This is a genomic window from Nocardioides donggukensis (genome assembly GCF_014842875.1).
GTDB classification, from domain to species: Bacteria; Actinomycetota; Actinomycetes; order Propionibacteriales; family Nocardioidaceae; genus Nocardioides; species Nocardioides donggukensis.
This window is the reverse complement of sequence record NZ_JACYXZ010000003.1, coordinates 381,587-398,218: the sequence shown is the minus strand read 5'-3', so window position 1 is coordinate 398,218 and position 16,632 is coordinate 381,587. Positions and strand designations below refer to the sequence as shown.

Annotated in this window: 19 protein-coding genes; 5 read left to right on the top strand and 14 right to left on the bottom strand. The window is 73.1% G+C overall.

Translation table 11 applies throughout. The features are described from left to right. The 4 genes from IE331_RS12140 to IE331_RS12125 all read right to left on the bottom strand — a co-directional run bounded on the left by IE331_RS12140 (window position 1) and on the right by IE331_RS12125 (window position 4,168). Complete coding sequence (locus IE331_RS12140; RefSeq protein ID WP_192143683.1) at window positions 1-852, bottom strand: carbohydrate ABC transporter permease; 852 nt, start codon at window positions 850-852, stop codon at window positions 1-3. After that, window positions 852-1,817, bottom strand: coding sequence for a carbohydrate ABC transporter permease (locus tag IE331_RS12135; RefSeq protein WP_318646819.1), 966 nt, complete (start codon window positions 1,815-1,817; stop codon window positions 852-854). The genes IE331_RS12140 and IE331_RS12135 overlap by 1 nt, the downstream gene beginning before the upstream one ends. Continuing rightward, complete coding sequence (locus IE331_RS12130; protein WP_192143682.1) at window positions 1,814-3,112, bottom strand: extracellular solute-binding protein; 1,299 nt, start codon at window positions 3,110-3,112, stop codon at window positions 1,814-1,816. The genes IE331_RS12135 and IE331_RS12130 overlap by 4 nt, the downstream gene beginning before the upstream one ends. A gap of 93 nt (window positions 3,113-3,205) precedes the next feature. Next, window positions 3,206-4,168 carry an alpha/beta fold hydrolase gene (locus IE331_RS12125; RefSeq protein WP_192143681.1) on the bottom strand — a complete coding sequence of 321 codons (963 nt, stop codon included), beginning with the start codon at window positions 4,166-4,168 and terminating at the stop codon, window positions 3,206-3,208. 78 nt (window positions 4,169-4,246) lie between these two features. On the opposite strand from IE331_RS12125, the gene IE331_RS12120 reads away from it, so the two are divergent. Continuing rightward, a complete protein-coding gene (locus IE331_RS12120; RefSeq protein WP_192143680.1) occupies window positions 4,247-5,074 on the top strand; it encodes an esterase/lipase family protein in 828 nt (275 codons plus the stop codon). 51 nt (window positions 5,075-5,125) lie between these two features. Here IE331_RS12120 and glpX read toward each other — a convergent pair whose 3' ends face one another. Genes glpX through IE331_RS12095 form a run of 5 tightly spaced genes read right to left on the bottom strand, consistent with a single transcriptional unit; the run spans window position 5,126 to window position 9,083 of the window. Beyond that, window positions 5,126-6,151 (bottom strand): class II fructose-bisphosphatase, encoded by a 1,026-nt coding sequence (gene glpX / locus IE331_RS12115; protein ID WP_192143679.1) that lies wholly within the window; start codon window positions 6,149-6,151, stop codon window positions 5,126-5,128. 17 nt (window positions 6,152-6,168) lie between these two features. Further along, window positions 6,169-7,140 (bottom strand): sulfate/molybdate ABC transporter ATP-binding protein, encoded by a 972-nt coding sequence (locus IE331_RS12110; protein WP_192143678.1) that lies wholly within the window; start codon window positions 7,138-7,140, stop codon window positions 6,169-6,171. Next, window positions 7,137-7,937, bottom strand: a complete 801-nt coding sequence (modB, locus tag IE331_RS12105) for a molybdate ABC transporter permease subunit (RefSeq protein ID WP_201931727.1) — start codon at window positions 7,935-7,937, stop codon at window positions 7,137-7,139. Before modB ends, IE331_RS12110 begins: the two co-directional genes overlap by 4 nt. Beyond that, window positions 7,934-8,686, bottom strand: a complete 753-nt coding sequence (gene modA, locus IE331_RS12100; protein WP_201931719.1) for a molybdate ABC transporter substrate-binding protein — start codon at window positions 8,684-8,686, stop codon at window positions 7,934-7,936. Before modA ends, modB begins: the two co-directional genes overlap by 4 nt. Before the next feature lies 1 nt (window position 8,687). Continuing rightward, window positions 8,688-9,083, bottom strand: coding sequence for a TOBE domain-containing protein (locus IE331_RS12095; RefSeq protein WP_192143677.1), 396 nt, complete (start codon window positions 9,081-9,083; stop codon window positions 8,688-8,690). 107 nt (window positions 9,084-9,190) lie between these two features. On the opposite strand from IE331_RS12095, the gene IE331_RS12090 reads away from it, so the two are divergent. After that, window positions 9,191-9,742, top strand: coding sequence for a DUF4245 domain-containing protein (locus IE331_RS12090; RefSeq protein WP_192143676.1), 552 nt, complete (start codon window positions 9,191-9,193; stop codon window positions 9,740-9,742). A 138-nt stretch (window positions 9,743-9,880) separates the two neighbouring features. Here the strand turns inward: IE331_RS12090 and IE331_RS12085 are convergent, their stop codons facing one another. Further along, window positions 9,881-10,759: a LysR family transcriptional regulator gene (locus tag IE331_RS12085; protein WP_192143675.1), complete on the bottom strand. Its 879-nt coding sequence runs from the start codon at window positions 10,757-10,759 to the stop codon at window positions 9,881-9,883. A gap of 84 nt (window positions 10,760-10,843) precedes the next feature. On the opposite strand from IE331_RS12085, the gene IE331_RS12080 reads away from it, so the two are divergent. Next, on the top strand, window positions 10,844-11,737 hold the full coding sequence (locus tag IE331_RS12080) for an EamA family transporter (RefSeq protein WP_201931717.1): 894 nt from the start codon (window positions 10,844-10,846) through the stop codon (window positions 11,735-11,737). Between the two features lie 72 nt (window positions 11,738-11,809). Here the strand turns inward: IE331_RS12080 and IE331_RS12075 are convergent, their stop codons facing one another. Both IE331_RS12075 and xseA read right to left on the bottom strand, forming a co-directional pair. Then, complete coding sequence (locus IE331_RS12075; RefSeq protein WP_192143674.1) at window positions 11,810-12,022, bottom strand: exodeoxyribonuclease VII small subunit; 213 nt, start codon at window positions 12,020-12,022, stop codon at window positions 11,810-11,812. After that, a complete protein-coding gene (gene xseA / locus IE331_RS12070) occupies window positions 12,019-13,284 on the bottom strand; it encodes an exodeoxyribonuclease VII large subunit (RefSeq protein ID WP_318646818.1) in 1,266 nt (421 codons plus the stop codon). Before xseA ends, IE331_RS12075 begins: the two co-directional genes overlap by 4 nt. 68 nt (window positions 13,285-13,352) lie before the next feature. On the opposite strand from xseA, the gene IE331_RS12065 reads away from it, so the two are divergent. Next, the gene (locus tag IE331_RS12065; protein WP_192143673.1) at window positions 13,353-14,354 is read left to right on the top strand and encodes a 4-hydroxy-3-methylbut-2-enyl diphosphate reductase; all 1,002 of its coding nucleotides are present in this window, start codon (window positions 13,353-13,355) and stop codon (window positions 14,352-14,354) included. Between the two features lie 7 nt (window positions 14,355-14,361). Continuing rightward, window positions 14,362-14,985 carry an L-threonylcarbamoyladenylate synthase gene (locus IE331_RS12060; protein WP_192143672.1) on the top strand — a complete coding sequence of 208 codons (624 nt, stop codon included), beginning with the start codon at window positions 14,362-14,364 and terminating at the stop codon, window positions 14,983-14,985. Here the strand turns inward: IE331_RS12060 and IE331_RS12055 are convergent. Continuing rightward, window positions 14,919-15,377 carry a DUF6542 domain-containing protein gene (locus tag IE331_RS12055; RefSeq protein WP_192143671.1) on the bottom strand — a complete coding sequence of 153 codons (459 nt, stop codon included), beginning with the start codon at window positions 15,375-15,377 and terminating at the stop codon, window positions 14,919-14,921. The two genes, IE331_RS12060 and IE331_RS12055, sit on opposite strands and share 67 nt — an antisense overlap. 21 nt (window positions 15,378-15,398) lie before the next feature. Continuing rightward, window positions 15,399-16,517 (bottom strand): DNA recombination protein RmuC, encoded by a 1,119-nt coding sequence (locus tag IE331_RS12050; protein WP_192143670.1) that lies wholly within the window; start codon window positions 16,515-16,517, stop codon window positions 15,399-15,401. Window positions 16,518-16,632 lie beyond the last annotated feature (115 nt).

The window sequence follows — 16,632 nt, the reverse complement described above, 5'->3', positions numbered from 1 at the left end:
TCACCCCTTCACTGCGCCGGAGGTGAGGCCGGCGACGATCTTGCGCTGGAAAAGCAGGACGATGACGATGATCGGGATCGTCACGACGACCGAGGCGGTCGCCAGTTGCGAGTACGGCGGGTTGAACGGGTCCGGGCCCACGAAGAACGACATCTGCGCAGGCACGGTCCTGGCTCCTGTCGAGGTCGCGCCGCCGTCGACCGTGGTGGTCAGGGAGATGGCGAGGACGAACTCGTTCCAGGCGAAGAAGAACGTGAGGATCGCCGCGGTGAACACCCCCGGCGCCGCCAGCGGGACGATCACCTTGCGGAACGCCTGCCACGACGTCGCACCGTCCACCTGCGCGGCCTGCTCCATCTCCCACGGGATCTCACGGAAGAAGGCCGAGAGCGTCCAGATCGCCAGCGGCAGCGTGAACGACATGTAGGGGATGATCAGCCCGGGCCAGGTGTTGAAGAGCCCGAACGTCCGCCACATGTCGAACAGCGGGCCGACCAGCGCGACGACCGGGAACATGGCGATCGCCAGCGCGATCGACAGCACCAGCTTCTTGCCGCGGAACTCCAGCCGAGCGATCGCGTAGGCCGTGAACGTGGCGAAGATGACCGACAGCACGGTCGCGATCAGCGAGATCCCGAACGAGTTGATCAGCGCGTTCGTGAAGTCGCTGTCGGAGAGGATGTCCCCGTAGTTGGCGAGCGTGAAGTCCTGAGGGAAGAACTGGGGGCTGCCGGCCGAGGTCTCGTCGACCGACTTGAACGACAGCATGATGATCCACACCACCGGCAGCAGGCACCACACCATGATCGCCGCGAACCCGGCCCAGATCCCGACTCCCGTCCTGCCCTGCATCAGCCCTCACCCCTCGCCTGCGACAGGTCCACCCGGAACAGCTTGACGATCCCGTAGGCCAGGACCAGCACCGACAGGAAGAGCAGCACGGACAGGGCGGAGCCCATGCCCAGCTGGAACTGCTCGATCACCTGTCTGTAGGTCAGGAAGGACGAGGACTCGGTCTCCTGCGCTCCCTTGGTCATGACGAAGATGTTGTCGAAGATGCGGAAGGCGTCGAGGGCCCGGAAGAGCACCGCGACCATGATCGCGGCCCGCATGTTCGGCAGGATCACCTTCCACAGCCGCTGCCACCAGGTCGCGCCGTCCACCTTGGCGGCCTCGATCATGTCCTCCGAGACCTGGGACAGCCCGGCCAGGAGCAGGAGCGCCATGAACGGCGTGGTCTTCCAGATCTCCGAGACCATGATCGCGAACATCGCGTGCCAGTGGTCGCCGAACCAGTTCGTGTCGGCGGCGATCCACGGGAGCCAGCTGAACCAGCCGTTCACGAACCCGTTGTTGAGGCTGAACGCGAACTGCCAGGCGAAGGCCGAGACCACGGTGATGATGCCGTAGGGGATCAGGATCGAGGTGCGGATCACGCCGCGGGCGAAGATCACCCGGTGCATCACCATGGCGAACGCGAAGCCGATGACCAGCTCGACCGCGACCGTGACCACCATGATCACGACGGTGTTCCACAGATCCTGCCAGAACAGCTGGTCGCTCAGCGCGGTCACGTAGTTGTCGAAGCCGATGAACTGGCGGTCGTCGGGGTTGGTCAGCCGGTAGCGGAACAGCGAGAGGTACAGCGCCTGCAGCATGGGGTAGGCGGTGACCAGCAGCATCAGCACGACGGCCGGCGCGACCAGCTTGAGGCCGAGGCGGTTCTCGGCGCGGGAGCGCTCCGTGCTCGGCGACCGCGCCTGCCTGCCGGTCTTGCGGGTCGTGGACCTCTGGTCCGGGGAGACGGCGGTGCTCACAGCAACCTCTCTGCCTGCAGTGCCTGGGACATGAAGTCCGCGGACTGCCCGGGGGTCTGGCCGTCGACGGACGACGGCGGGTGCCAGGTGCTCTGCAGGGAGAGCGAGATGTCACTCCAGTAGGGCGAGACCGTGCGCGGTGCTGCCGCCTCCACGCTCTGCTGGAAGAGGTCGAGGAGGTCCTGGCCGTAGGTCTCCCGCAGCTTGGGGTCGTCGTAGCCGGCCGCACTGGCCGGCATGTTCCCCGAGTCGTTGGCGTAGAAGGCCTGGTTCTCGGGGCTGGTGATGCACTCGACGGCCGACATGGCCTCGGACCTGCTCTCGGTCGCGGCGTTGACGCCGAGCCCGATGCCGCCGTAGGGCGGGGCCGACTCCTCGCCCTCGACGGTGCGCGGATACCGGGTGAAGCCGATGTCCTTGGAAACCGGGTCGTCTCCGTAGGCCGTCCAGACGAACGTCCAGTTGACCATGAAGGCGCCGGCGTCGGAGCCGAAGGTGGCCACGGCGGTGCCCTCGTTGGACACCGAGAGGTCTGCCGGGGCCGCCTTGGACGAGGCCAGCTGCTCGACGACCCGTGCCGCGTCCTCGCCGGCCGGGGAGTCGACGGTCACGGTGGCGTCCGCTCCCTGCTCCACGTCCTCGACCAGTCGGCCGCCGGCTCCCTCGAACAGGGCGTTGATCCAGACCGCGTAGCCCTCGTACTTGTTGGCCTGGACGGCGACCTTGCCGCCGTTCTCGTCGGCCGCCCGGATCACCTGCTCCCAGGTGACCGGCTGGCTCACGTCCAGGTCGGTCTTCTCCACGAACGACTTGCGGTACCAGAGCACCTGGGTGTTGGACCAGAACGGTGCCACGACCATCTGGTCCTCCCACGTGGCCGCGTCCACGGCACCCTCGAAGGACTGGTCGGTGAGCTTCTGCTCGAGCCCGTCCGGGATGTCGGCCAGGTAGCCGGCCTCGGCGAACTCGGCGGTGAAGGGTGGGTCGAGGCTCATCAGGTCGATCTCGGTGTCACCGGCGGCCAGCCGGCGCACCAGCTGGATGCGCTGCTGGCTGGCGTCCTGGGGGAGCACCTGCGTGGTGATCGTGTAGTCGTCGGTGCTGCACTTCTCGGCCAGCTTGGCCTGGCCGCCCGTGTCGGGGTTCGTGTACCAGATCAGCTCGGTGCCCGAGTCGCCGCCACAGGCCGCGAGTGCGGAGGAGAGCAGGACCACCGCCGCCGCGGTCGCGAAGCCCCGACGACCCCGACGAGCCCGATGGCCGAGCCGTGTCCGTCCGTCCCGTCGTCCGGTCATCCCTACCCCCTGCTGCTCCGAGGCCCAGATCACACCATCCGTGCGACCGCGAGGCAAGGGGTACCCGGTCGCCCGGGTTTCACTCCCGGTTCGCTAGCGCCGGTCCGCCCGGTCCGCCCGGTCCGCCCGGTCGGCCCTCTCGGCCCGGTCGGCCCGGTCGGCGGTGCGCCGGATCGCCTGGGTGATCGTCGGCCACAGCGGCTCGGGCAGGTCGTGGCCCATGCCGTCGACCAGCAGCAGCTCGGAGCCCGGGATCGCCGCGGAGGTGGCCCGGCCGCCGGAGACGTGCACCATCCGGTCGGCCATGCCGTGCACGACCAGGGTCGGCGTGCGCAGCCCGTGCAGGGCGGCGGTCCGGTTCGGCTGGGTCAGCACGGCCATCATGTGCCGCAGGACGCCCGGCCCGTTGATCCCCCGGTCGAAGGTGTCCTCGGCCTTGCGGCGCTGGTGCTCCGGGGTGGCCGGGAAGCCGGGTGAGCCGATCAGCTTCCAGAACGCGGCCGACGTGGCGACGTACGCCTCGCGGTCCACCTGGCGTCCCGCGAGCAGGCGCGGGATCAGCTTCGGGTCCTGCCAGCCGACGGTCCGCTTCCCGGTCGTGGACATGATCGAGGTCAGCGTCCGCACCCGCGGGGTGTGCTCGAGGGCCATGGTCTGGGCGATCATGCCGCCCATCGAGATGCCGGCGACGTGCGCGGAGTCCAGCCCGAGGTGGTCGAGAAGGCCGACGGCGTCGGCCGCCATGTCGGACAGCGAGTACGGCGCCGTGACCCGCCGGCCGGCGAACGCCCGGACCAGCGCCAGCCGGCTGACCCGGCCGCGCATCGTCGAGGATCGCCCCGTGTCGCGGTTGTCGTAGCGGATCACGCGGAAGCCCTGGCCGGCCAGCTGCTCGCAGAATCCGGTGTCCCACCACAGCATCGGCCCGCCCAGGCCCATCACCAGCAGGAGCGGCTCGTCGGCGGGGTCGCCGAAGGTCTGGTAGCACAGCTCGACGCCCGGGCTGACCGGGGCGAAGAGCTCCTCGGACGTGGTGATCGGTCGGGAGGTCGTCATGCCTCCATCCAACACGACATGGTTGCGGATGCGGACAATTGCCGTCGATTCGGGCCGTGAGCGCCCTACCGTGAGGGGATGGGCAACCACCTGGCACCGTTCCTCGCGCCCGAGGGGTACGCCCAGCCGCGGTTCCGCTCGCTGGTGCAGGAGCTCCGGCTGGCGCCCGAGGTCGGCCGGGCGTCGTGGCGGGCCGTGGCGGTACGCCGCGAGCTGCGGGCCACGCCGTACGTCCGGCGCAGCCCGGCCCGGGCGGGGGAGCCGGTGCTGCTGGTCCCGGGATTCCTCGCGGGGGACTACTCCCTCCGGCTGATGGCCGCCACGCTGCGGCGGCACGGCTACCGCACCTACCGCAGTCAGATCCGGACCAACGTCTCCTGCATGCGGGGGAACACGGCCCTGCTGGAGCGACGGCTGGAGGCGATCGCGGCCCGGCGGGGGAGCCGGGTCCGGATCGTCGGGCACAGCCTCGGCGGCATGTTGGCGCGGGGGCTGGCGGTCCGCCGCCCCGACCTGGTCTCGGGCATCGTCACGATGGGCAGCCCGATGCTGGCGCCCGGCACCGCCCACCCGGTGCTGCTCTCGGCGACCGACGTGCTGGTCCGGCTGACCCGGGCCGGCGTCCCCGGGCTGATGTCCGAGGACTGCGTCGGCGGGGTCTGCGCCCGCGAGGCGTGGGAGGAGTCGCGCTCGCCGCTGCCGCCGGACGTCGACTTCAGCGCGATCTACTCCCGCTGGGACGGGCTGGTCGACTGGCGCTCCTGCATCGACCCGGCCGCCCGCGCGGTGGAGGTGCGGGCCAGCCACGTGGGCATGGCCGTCGACCCGCGGGTCGCCGACGCCGTGGTCGCCGAGCTGGGGATCCAGCGCTCGGCCGCCGCCCGGCGCGCCCGCCGCTCCGCCTGAGGCGCGAGGGCTCCAGAGAGGCCCGAGTGCGGCCCGGTCCCGGGCCGCGGCTCAGTGCTCGAAGTCGACCGCGGAGTAGGAGCGCAGCTTGGAGAGCCGGTGCTCGCTGGTGATCGAGCGGATCGTGCCGCTGCGCGAGCGCATCACCAGCGAGTGCGTCGTGGCACCGCCGGCGCGGTAGCGCACGCCGCGCATCAGCTCGCCGTCGGTGATCCCGGTGGCGACGAAGAAGCAGTCGTCACCGGTCACCAGCTGGTCGGTCGAGAGCACGGCGTCGAGGTCGTGGCCGGCGTCGATCGCGCGCTGCCGTTCCTCGTCATCGGTGGGCCACAGCCGGCCCTGGATCGTGCCGCCCAGGCACTTCATCGCGCAGGCCGCGATGATCCCCTCGGGGGTGCCGCCGATGCCGAGCAGCAGGTCGATGCCGGTCTCGGGGCGGGCCGCCATGATCGCCCCGGCGACGTCACCGTCGGTGATGAACTTGATCCGGGCACCGGTCGCCCGGATCTCCTCGGCGATCCGCTCGTGGCGCGGGCGGTCGAGCAGCACGACCGTGACGTCCTCGGGCGTGACGCCCTTCGCCTTGGCGACGAGGTGGATGTTCTCGGCGACCGGGAGCCGGATGTCGACCACCTCGGCGGCCTCCGGGCCGGTGACCAGCTTCTCCATGTAGAACACCGCCGACGGGTCGTACATCGTGCCCCGAGGGGCCACCGCCAGCACCGAGATCGCGTTCGTCATGCCCTTGGCGGCCAGCGTCGTGCCGTCGATCGGGTCGACCGCGACGTCGCACTCCGGTCCGTTGCCGTCGCCGACCTGCTCGCCGTTGTAGAGCATGGGGGCGTTGTCCTTCTCGCCCTCGCCGATGACCACGGTGCCGGACATGCCGATGCTGGAGATCAGCACCCGCATCGCGTTGACGGCGACGCCGTCGGCACCGTTCTTGTCGCCACGTCCGACCCATCGGCCGGCGGCCATGGCGGCCGCCTCGGTGACCCGGACCAGCTCCAGGGCCAGGTTGCGGTCCGGCCTCTCGGAGCTGACGGCGGACGACGACGGCGCGGTGGTGTCGGACATGGCGCGATGGTAACGGCTCAGGCCGGTGCCGCGGCGTACGACCGCACCGAGGACTCCTTGACCGAGAGCCACACCGCCCGACCCGGGGTCAGACCGAGCTCGGTGGCCGCGGCCGGCGTGACGTCGGCGATCAGCTCCGGTCCGTCGGTGGTGCGCACCACCAGCCGCAGGGTGCCGCCGTGCGGGCTGACCGCCGCGACCCGGCCCGGCCACCGGTTCCGCGCCGACCCGTGCGGCTCCTGGACGTCGACGGTGACCGCGGTCGGGCTGAACGCCCGCAGCAGGTCTCCCCGGCGGAGCACGTTCAGCCCGACCAGCCGGGCCACGTGGTCGGTGGCCGGCTGCTGCGAGACCTCCAGCGGGGTGCCGAACTGGGCGACCCGGCCCTCGTCGACCACGAGCACGTGCGAGGCGATGGTGAGCGCGTCGATCGCGTCGTGGGTGACCAGGAGGGTGACGCCGGTGAACTCGGCGAGGTGCGCGGAGAGCTCGAGCCGCAGGCTGGTCGCCACCCCGACGTCGAGCCCGGCCATCGGCTCGTCGAGCAGGAGCAGCCTCGGGTCGGCGGCCAGGGCGCGGGCGATCGCGACCCGCTGCGCCTGGCCGCCCGAGAGCTGCCGCGGTCGCCGTCCGGCCAGCTCTGCCACCCCGAGCCGGTCCAACCAGGCCACCGCGGCGGCGTCGGCCTCGGCCCGTGGCACGCCGCGGGCGCGAGGGCCGAACGCGACGTTGTCGCGCGCGGTCAGGTGCGGGAAGAGCATCTGGTCCTGGAAGACCAGGCCGACGTGCCGGTCGCGGGCCGGCACCCGGAGCAGGTTGACGCCGTCGAGCCGGGCGTGGCCGTCGGCCTGGACCAGGCCGGCCAGCGCCCGCACCAGGGTGGACTTGCCGGCCCCGTTCGGCCCGATCACCGCCACCACGTCGCCGTCCGCCGCGGTCAGCCCGGCCTCCAGCCGCCCCGGCACGGTGAGCCGCACGTCGAAGCTCACGGCGTCACCAGCCAGCGGTCGCGCAGCATGACCAGGATCGCCACCGAGACCACCAGCATTACCAGGCTGAGCGCCAGCGCCGCGTCCTGGTCGGCCTGGCGGGTCACGTAGATCAGGGTCGGCATGGTCTGGGTGCGGCCCGGGTAGTTGCCGTTGAACGTGATCGTCGCCCCGAACTCGCCCAGCGACCGGGCCCAGCCGAGCACCATGCCGGCGAGGATGCCCGGCAGCGCGAGCGGCACCGTGACCCGCCGGAAGCCGGTCCAGCGCGAGGCGCCGAGCGTGGCCGCCGCGGCGTCGTACTCGGGGTTGGCCGAGCGGAGCGCGCCCTCGACCGCGATCACCACGAACGGCAGCGACACGAACACGTGGGCGAGCACCACGCCCCACACGGTGAAGGGGAAGCTGAAGCCGGTGAGCTCCTCCAGGGGCGCGCCCAGCACGCCGGTGCGCCCGAACGCAGTGCGCAGGGCCACCCCGGCGACCACCGGGGGCAGGACGAGCGGGACCGTGACCAGGGCGCGGAGGGCTCCGCGGCCGGCGAAGTCCACGCGGGCCAGGAGCCAGGCCAGCGGCAGCCCGAGCAGCAGGCAGACCAGCATCGCGGCGGTGGAGGTGGTGAGCGACAGCCACAGGGCGTCCCGCAGCGGCTCCGAGCGCAGCTGGGCCGGGAGCCCGGGCCAGTCCACCGCCGCGACCATGGCGGCCAGCGGCACCACCAGCAGGGCGGTCGCGAGGGCCGCCGGGACCAGGAGCAGCGCCGGCGGCCGGCCGAGCGGGTCCGGGGCGGTCCTCACGGTGCGCCGAACCCGGCGTCGGTCAGGACGGTCCGGCCGGCCTCGGAGAGCACCAGGTCCACCCAGTCCTGCGCCAGCCCGGGGGCCTGGGCGCCGTCCAGGACGGCCAGCAGGTACGACGTCGCGGCCCGCCCGGCGCCGGGCACCGGGACGACCTCCACGGCGTCGCCGGCGGATGCCGCGTCGGTGGCGTAGACGAGCCCGGCGTCGGCCTCGCCCGAGGTCACCTTCTCGAGGGCCGAGCGCACGTCCTGCTCCAGGCTCGCGGGCTCGGAGCTCAGCCCGTTCTGCTCGACCAGCGCCAGCGCCACCCGGCCGCAGGGGACCTCGTCGGCGCACCGGACCCAGGTGCTCCCGGCCAGGTCGTCGAGGCCGGCGATCCCGGCCGGGTTGCCGGCCGGGACCACCAGCACCATCGAGTTGGTGCCGAACACCACCGGCTCCGTCGCGGTCGCGTCGGCGTCGGTGGCGACCCGCATCGAGATCGGGTCGGCGGTGGCGAGCACGTCGCCGGGGGCGCCGTCGGCGGCCTGCTCGGCCAGCTCGGTGCTGGAGCCGAACGAGAGCTCGACGTCGACCCCCGGGTGCTCGGCCTCGAACTCGGTGGCCAGCTCGGCGTAGACATCGGTCAGCGAGGCCGCCGCGAGCACGGTCAGCGTGTCCGCGTCTCCGGCGCCGGTGCCCGTCGAGCACCCGGCCAGGGGGACCAGGAGGGCCGCGGCCAGGGCCCGGCGGGTCCGACGGGTCACGTCAGGGCCTCTCGACGACGACGTTGGTCGACTTGACCGAGGCGATCGCACGCGCCCCCGGCTCGAGCCCGAGCTCCCGGGCGGCCTCGGCGCTCATCAGCGAGACCAGGCGGTAGGGCCCGCAGATCATCTCCACCTGGGCCATGACGGTGTCGAGGGTGACCCGGGTGACGAGTCCCGGCAGCCGGTTCCGGGCGCTGACCGCCGCCGCGCGGGGGGTGTCCCGGTCCGGTCGCTGGGCCAGGGCCACGGCATGGTCGGCCAGGTCGGTGCCCCGGATCACGCTGCGGCCGTCCTGGGTCGTCGCGGCCAGCCGGCCCTGGTCGATCCAGCGCCGGACGGTGTCGTCGCTGACCCCGAGCAGCTCGGCGGCCTCCGCGATCCGGTAGGTGTGCACGGTCCCAGTGTGCCGCAGATGCGGTGAGAATAGCCAGATTCCGCCGTATCTGAGGAACATCGGACCCTCCGAGGCGCGGCGTTGGGCGCGGCGGAGACAATGAGGTCGTGAGTGAACAGGGTGGCCGCTACCAGCGCAGCATGGGCGGGATGGTCGGCGCGCTGGTGGTCACGGTCGCGGTGATCGTCGCGTTCGTCGCCTTCCGGGCCGCGACCCGCGACGACCTGGTCGTCGACCGGCCGCCGGTCGACTACCTGACCAGCGTCGAGGGCATCCAGGCGGGGGACGGGCTGCCGGTGGTCTACCCAGCGAGGCTCCCCGACGGCTGGCAGGCGACCGTCGTCGACTACGACGTCGGGACGTCGTGGTCGCTGTCGCTGCTCACCGACGAGGAGTCGTTCGTCGGGCTGCGCCAGGGCACCGACCCGGTCGAGGACCTGGTCGAGGAGTTCGTCGACGCCGACGCCGAGGAGGGCGAGCCGGTCGAGCTGGACAGCCAGGTCGCCGGCACCTGGCGGACGTTCACCGACTCCGGCGGCGACTACGCGGTGGCCGCGGAGGTCGAGGGCACCAGCGTCGTGGTGCTCGGCGGTGCCGGCGAGGAGCAGGTCCGCGGCTTCGCGGAGTCCCTCGTCACCACCCCCCTCGACCCGTCGTGAGTGTCGGCCCCCAGGCCCTCGACCCGTCGCTTGTGTCGGCCCCAGGCCATCGACCCGTCGCTTGTGTCGGCCGATCACCCCTCGACCCGTCGTGAGTGTCGGCCCCCAGGCCATCGACCCGTCGTGAGTGTCGGCCGTTCAGCGGTCGACGACCCGGTCCAGCACCGCCCGCAGCGGCGGCCACGTCGAGCGCCCGGGCCGGGTGAGGGCGTAGGCGCGGAGCAGGACGCCGGGCTCGGGCAGCGGCAGCACCTGGACGCCGGGCCGGTAGGTCCGGCCCAGCGGCAGCAGGCCGACCCCGTGGCCGTCGGCGATCAGCTCCTGCACCAGGTCCAGGTTGTCGATGCGATGGGTGATCGCGGGGGTGAACCCGGCGAGTGAGGCCAGGGTGCGGACGGCGTCCTCGTCCGCGGTGTTGCGGGAGTTGACGATCCAGACGTGCTCGGCGAACCGGTCCAGGTCCGCGACGTCGGTGTGGTCGCCCGCCGGGACGCCCAGCCCCCACGGTGCCGTCCACAGCGGCACCGACTCGTGGGCGTCGCCCGGTGCGCCCGGTGAGGAGGGGGCGAGGTTGTAGTCGTAGACGAGGGCCAGGTCGACGCGGTCGTCGGCCAGCGCCCGGACGGCCTCGAGCGGCTCGTACTCCTCGAGCTCGACGCGCAGCGCCGGGTGAGTGCCGCGCAGGTCGTGGATCGCGGGGAGCAGGGCGCGTCGGATCGCGGTCGCGAAGCCGGCCACCCGGACCGTGCCGCTCGGCTCCGCGGACGGGTCGAGGTCGCGTCTGGCCGCCTCGACGGCGGCCAGGATCCGCACGGCGTGGTCGGCGAGGCGCCGGCCGGCGGGGGTCAGCCGGACTCGGCGGCCGTCCGGCTCGAGCAGGGTGCTGCCGGACTCCTTGGCCAGGGCCGCCAGCTGCTGGGACACCGTCGAGGTGGTCAGGCCCTCGGCGTCGGCGACCTCGCGCATCGACCCGAGTCGGGAGAGCTCGACCAGCAGGTGCAGGCGTCGGGTGTCCATCGTGGCATTGTTCGCGATTCACGAACGGTATGTCCAGGAGATTCACGTGGACGCGGACGGTGCGGGTGGCGTTCCATGGCGGGCATGAGCAACGCCACCCTCCTCCCGTCGCCGCGATCCGGCGCCGACCACGCTCGAGCCGGAGCCCTCATGGCGCTCGGGTCGATGTTCTGCGTCCAGCTCGGGCTGGCCGCCTCGGTCTCCCTCGTGGACGACATCGGCGCCGGTGGCGCGGCGTGGCTGCGGCTGTTCTGGGCCGGCGTGATCCTGCTGGTCCTGGTGCGCCCGCGCCGCAGCGACTTCACGCCCGAGGCACTCCGCTCGTCGGCGGCCCTGGGCGTGGTGATCGCGGCCGTGACCCTGCTGTTCATGGAGGCCGTGGCCAGGCTGCCCCTCGGCACCGCCAGCGCGCTGGAGTTCCTGGGCCCGCTTGGCGTCGCCGTGGCTCGCGGTCACGGAGACCTGCGGCGGTGGGCGCTCCTGGCGGCGGTCGGGGTGCTGGCCCTGACCCAGCCGTGGAGCGGTGCCGCGGATCCGGCCGGCGTCGGCTTCGCCCTGGCCGCGGCGGCCTGCTGGGCGGCGTACATCCTGCTCACCCAGCGGGTCGGCGACCAGGTCACGGGGATCCGTGGTCTCGCCGTGTCGATGCCGGTCGCGGGGCTGGTGGCGACGCTCGTCGCGGGCCCGACCGCGTTCGGCCGGCTCACCCCCGAGATCTGGGTGTACGGCGTCGGGCTGGCCGTGCTGCTGCCGGTCGTGCCGTTCGCCCTCGAGATGCTCGCACTCAAGCGGCTGAGCACCGCGGCGTTCGGCACCCTGATGAGCCTGGAGCCGGCCTTCGCCCTCCTGATCGGCCTGGTCGCGCTGCACCAGGTGCCCGGGGTGCTGGGTGCGGTCGGCGTGCTCTGCGTGGTGCTCGCCGGGATCGGCGCGGAGCGGCACGGGGCGCGGGCGGTGCCACCGATGACGCCGGGCTGAGCCGGCTCTGGGGCCCGCAGGGCCGGGCCCGCTCCGGGCCGGGCCCGCTCCGGGCCGCGGTCGGGGCCCGGCTCAGGCCTCGGGGTCCGCCTCGATCACGGCGTCGAGCCGCTTGCGGGCCCCGTCGAGCCACTCCTGGCAGACCCGGGCCAGCCGCTCGCCGCGCTCCCAGAGGGCCAGGGTCTCCTCCAGCGGCGTGCCGCCGGCCTCCAGCCGTTGCACGACGGCGACCAGCTCCTCGCGGGCGTCCTCGTAGCTCAGCCGCTCCTCGGCCTGTTCGGTCATGGCTCCTCCTCGGGGTCCGGCGGGTCGGTGGGCACCGGGTCCGGCTCGACGTCGGTGGTCGTGGCGTGCACCCGGCCGTCGGCCACCCGCACCGAGATCGCCTGCCCGGGCGCCAGCGGGGCGACGGTGGTGAGCACGTGGCCGTCGGCGTCCTGGAGCACGGCGTACCCGCGCTGCAGGGTCGCGAGCGGCGAGAGCGCCCGGGCCCGGGCCGCCTGGTGCCGGACGTCGTCCTCTGCCCGGTCCAGGCGGTGTGCCAGCGTGCGCCGGGCCCGGTCCCGCCACTGGACCACCTCGTCGGCCCGGGCGTCGAGCAGCGTGCGCGGGTCGGCCATGGCCGGCCGCGAGCGCAGCGCGGTGAGGGCGGTCTGCTCGCGGTCCACGAAGCGCCGGACCGCGGCCCGGAGCCGATCGCGGGCCTGGGCGACGCGCGCGGTCTCCTCGGCCATGTCCGGTACGACGCGGCGCGCGGCGTCGGTGGGGGTCGAGGCCCGCACGTCGGCGACCAGGTCCAGCAACGGCTGGTCGGCCTCGTGGCCGATCGCGGAGACGACCGGGGTGCGGGCCTGGTGGACCGCGCGGACGAGGGTCTCGTCGGAGAACGGCAGCAGGTCCTCGACCGACCCGCCGCCGCGGGCGATCACGATGACGTCGACGGCCGGGTCGGCATCGAGTCGGCGCAGCGCGTCCAGCACCTCCACGACGCACTGGTGGCCCTGCATCCGGGCCGGGGCGACCCGGATCGCGGCGGCCGGCCAGCGCCGACGGGTGTTCTCGACGACGTCGCGCTCGGCGTCCGAGCCCGGCGCGGTGACCAGACCGATCGTGCCGGGCAGGAACGGCAGCGGACGCTTGAGCTCGACCGCGAACAGACCCTCGGCGGCCAGCAGCTGGCGGCGTCGCTCGATGCGGGCCAGCAGCTCGCCGAGGCCGACCATGCGGATCTCGCGGGCGTAGAGGGAGAAGGTGCCCCGGGTGGCGTAGAACGACGGCTTGGCGTGGATCACCACGCCGGCCCCCTCGACCAGGGGCGGGTCGAGGCTGTCGACGGTCGCGCGGGCGCAGGTGACGGTCACCGACAGGTCGGCGACCGGGTCGCGCAGCGTCAGGAAGACCGTGGCCATGCCCTGCCGGCGGTTGAGCTGGGCCACCTGCCCCTCGACCCAGACGGTGCCCAGCCGGTCGACGTACTGGGTGATGGCGTTGGCCACCGCGCGCACGGGCGCGGGGGCGGCGGCGGTCGTCTCACGCAGCGAGGGCACGGGCGGAGCCTAGCCGTGCGGCGGGCCGCGACTTCGGCTGTGTCGGCCCCGCCCCTAGACTCGGGCCCATGAGCACCGACCTGGGCACTCCCGCCGTCCTGTCTCCCGACGAGGCCGAGCGCGCCGTCCGGCTGGCCGCGCCGCGCGGCTACTGCGCGGGGGTCGACCGGGCCGTGATCACCGTCGAGAAGGCCCTCGACCTCTACGGCGCCCCGGTCTACGTGCGCAAGCAGATCGTGCACAACAAGCACGTCGTGTCGAACCTCGAGGGCCGGGGTGCGATCTTCGTCGAGGAGCTCGACGAGGTGCCCGAGGGCCGGACCGTGGTGTTCTCCGCGCACGGGGTCTCGCCCGCGGTGCACCGCCAGGCGGCGGACCGGGGCCTGAAGACGATCGACGCCACCTGCCCGCTGGTCACCAAGGTGCACCACGAGGCGAAGCGGTTCGCCGGCGAGGACTACGACATCCTGCTGATCGGCCACGAGGGTCACGAGGAGGTCGAGGGGACCGCCGGCGAGGCGCCCGCGCACATCCAGCTCGTCCAGGGGCCCGACGACGTGGCCGGCATCGAGGTGCGCGACCCGGAGCGGGTCGCCTGGCTCTCCCAGACGACGCTCTCGGTGGACGAGACCCTCGAGACGGTCGCCGCCATCCGGGAGCGGTTCCCCGCGCTGCTCGACCCGCCCAGCGACGACATCTGCTACGCCACCCAGAACCGCCAGCTCGCGGTCAAGGAGATCGCCCACGACGCCGACCTGGTGATCGTGGTCGGCTCCGGCAACTCCTCCAACTCCGTGCGGCTGGTCGAGGTCGCCCTCGAGAGCGGCGCGAAGGCGTCGTACCGGGTCGACGACGCCTCCGAGATCGACGAGGCCTGGCTGGAGGGCGTCTCCACGGTCAGCGTGACCTCGGGGGCGTCGGTCCCGGAGGACCTGGTCGACGGGGTGCTGGCCTTCCTCGCGGAGCGCGGCTACCCGGACGCCCAGGCGGTGCACACGGCCGAGGAGTCGCTGATCTTCGCGCTCCCGCCGGAGCTGCGCCGGGACATGCGCGCCGCCCAGAAGGCGTAGTCGCGGCGTGGCGCGGTACCTCGACCTGCACCCGGACAACCCCCAGCCCCGGACCGTGGGCCAGGTGGTGGCGATGCTGCGTGAGGACGCGCTGATCGCCTACCCGACCGACTCGGGCTACGCGCTGGGCTGCCGGCTCGACAACCGGGACGGTCGGGACCGGATCCTGCAGATCCGCGAGCTCGACGACAAGCACCACTTCACGCTGGTCTGCAAGGACTTCTCCCAGCTCGGACAGTTCGTGCACGTCGACAACCACGCCTTCCGGGCGATCAAGGCGGCCACCCCGGGGCCCTACACGTTCATCCTCCCGGCGACCCGCGAGGTGCCCCGGCGGCTGATGCACGCGAAGAAGAAGACGGTCGGCGTCCGGATCTCCGACCACCCGGTCGCGTGCGCGCTACTCGAGGAGCTCGGCGAGCCGCTGCTGAGCAGCACGCTGATCCTGCCCGGCGAGGAGGAGCCTCGGACGCTCGGCTGGGAGATCAAGGAGGAGCTCGACCACCTCGTCGACGCGGTCATCGAGGCGGGGGACTGCCCGGCGCTGCCGACGACGGTCGTGGACTACTCCGAGGGCGCGCCGACGGTGGTACGCCGCGGGGCCGGCGACCCGGGCCGCTTCGAGAGCTGACCCAGCACCCGCTGACGGGTGGCCAGGCAGGCCAGCGCCAGCACGTAGCCGACCAGCAGGGCGCCGGAGTGACCGGCCAGCCCGGTGACCACGGCCTGGACGGCGCCGTCCCTGGGGTGCGCGACCCGCTCGGGTGCTGAGAGCGCCAGCACCACGAAGGTGCCGAGCATGAGCAGGGGCGGCAGCACGCCGACGGTGAAGAAGTCCCGGGGCCGGACCAGCAGCGCCAACGCCACGCACGACGTCACGAAGGCGACGTCGTACAGCCAGCCCAGACCGCCGGTGAGCGCCAGATCGAGGGCCACCGCGGCCAGGGTCACCGCGACACCGAGGAGGACGATCCGTCGTCCCGGCTCGGTGCCTTCCTCCCAGAGGGTGCGCGCCCTGGCCACACCTTCACCGTAGGGCGCGGCTCAGGCGCCCCGGGCGCGGCGCGCCGGTGGCGAGGGCAGCGGGTCGGAGAACGGATCGGCGTCGTCCCCGAGCGCGGCGAACTCGTCCGCGCCCAGGGAGCGCGGCGTCACCTCGAGCTGACGCGGGGCGGGCACGTCGTCGAGATCCAGGCCGAGGTCGGTGAACCGACGGGCCGAGACCAGCACCCGGCCCTCGAGCGAGCCGACGGTGCCGTTGTAGGCCTCGACGGCGGCGCCCAGGGAGCGCCCCAGCTTGTCGACGTGCGCCCCCATGGTCGCCAGCCGCTCGTGCAGCTCGCGGCCGAGCTCGTGGATCTCGCGGGCCCGGTCGGCGAGCGCCTCGTGGGTCCAGCCCTGGGCGACCGTGCGCAGCAGCGCGATCAGCGTGGTCGGGGTGGCCAGCACCACCCGGCGGGTCGCCGCGTGCTCCAGGAGGGCGGGATCGGCCTCGAGGGCCGCCGACAGGAACGCCTCGGCCGGGATGAACAGCACCACGAACTCGGGGCTGTGCTCGAGCGAGCGCCAATACCGCTTGGCCGAGAGCGCGTCGGTGTGGGTGCGCAGCTGCCGCGCGTGCCGGCGCAGGTGCGCCTCCCGCTCGGCCTCGTCGTCGGTCGAGGTGGCGTCGAGGAACGCGTCGAGCGGGACCTTGGCGTCGACCACAACGCTCTTGTCGCCGGCCAGGTGGACGACCAGGTCCGGCCGCAGGGCGCCCCCGTCGAGCTGGACCTGCTCGCTGAAGTCGCACCGCTCGACCAGCCCGGCCAGCTCGACCGCCCGGCGCAGGTGCAGCTCGCCCCAGCGCCCCCGGACCTGGGGCTTGCGCAAGGCGGTGGCCAGTGACTGGGTCTCCCGGCGCAGGGTGTCGGTGCTGTGCCGGATCGCGGTCACCTGCTCGTTGAACTGTCCCTGCCAGGTCGCCCGGTCGTGCTCGAGGTCGCGCATCTGGTCGGCGAGCCGCTCCAGCCCCTCCCGGACCACCGCCTGGTCGGCGGCACGCTGCTCCAGCGCCCGCGACTCGCCCTCGCGCGGCACCCGGGTGCGCGCCCACAGCACGCCGAGGAGACCGCCCAGCACCAGGCCGGTCGTCAGGGCCGCGAACCACGTCAGCATCTCCATGCCCCGAGCATGCACGAGCCCACCGACAGGCCGGCGTACCCGACGCCGTACGGGCGGGGTCCGCGGGTGTCCGTAAAGCCGCAATTGCGGCCGAATGACAGAGATCCGGCCCGAA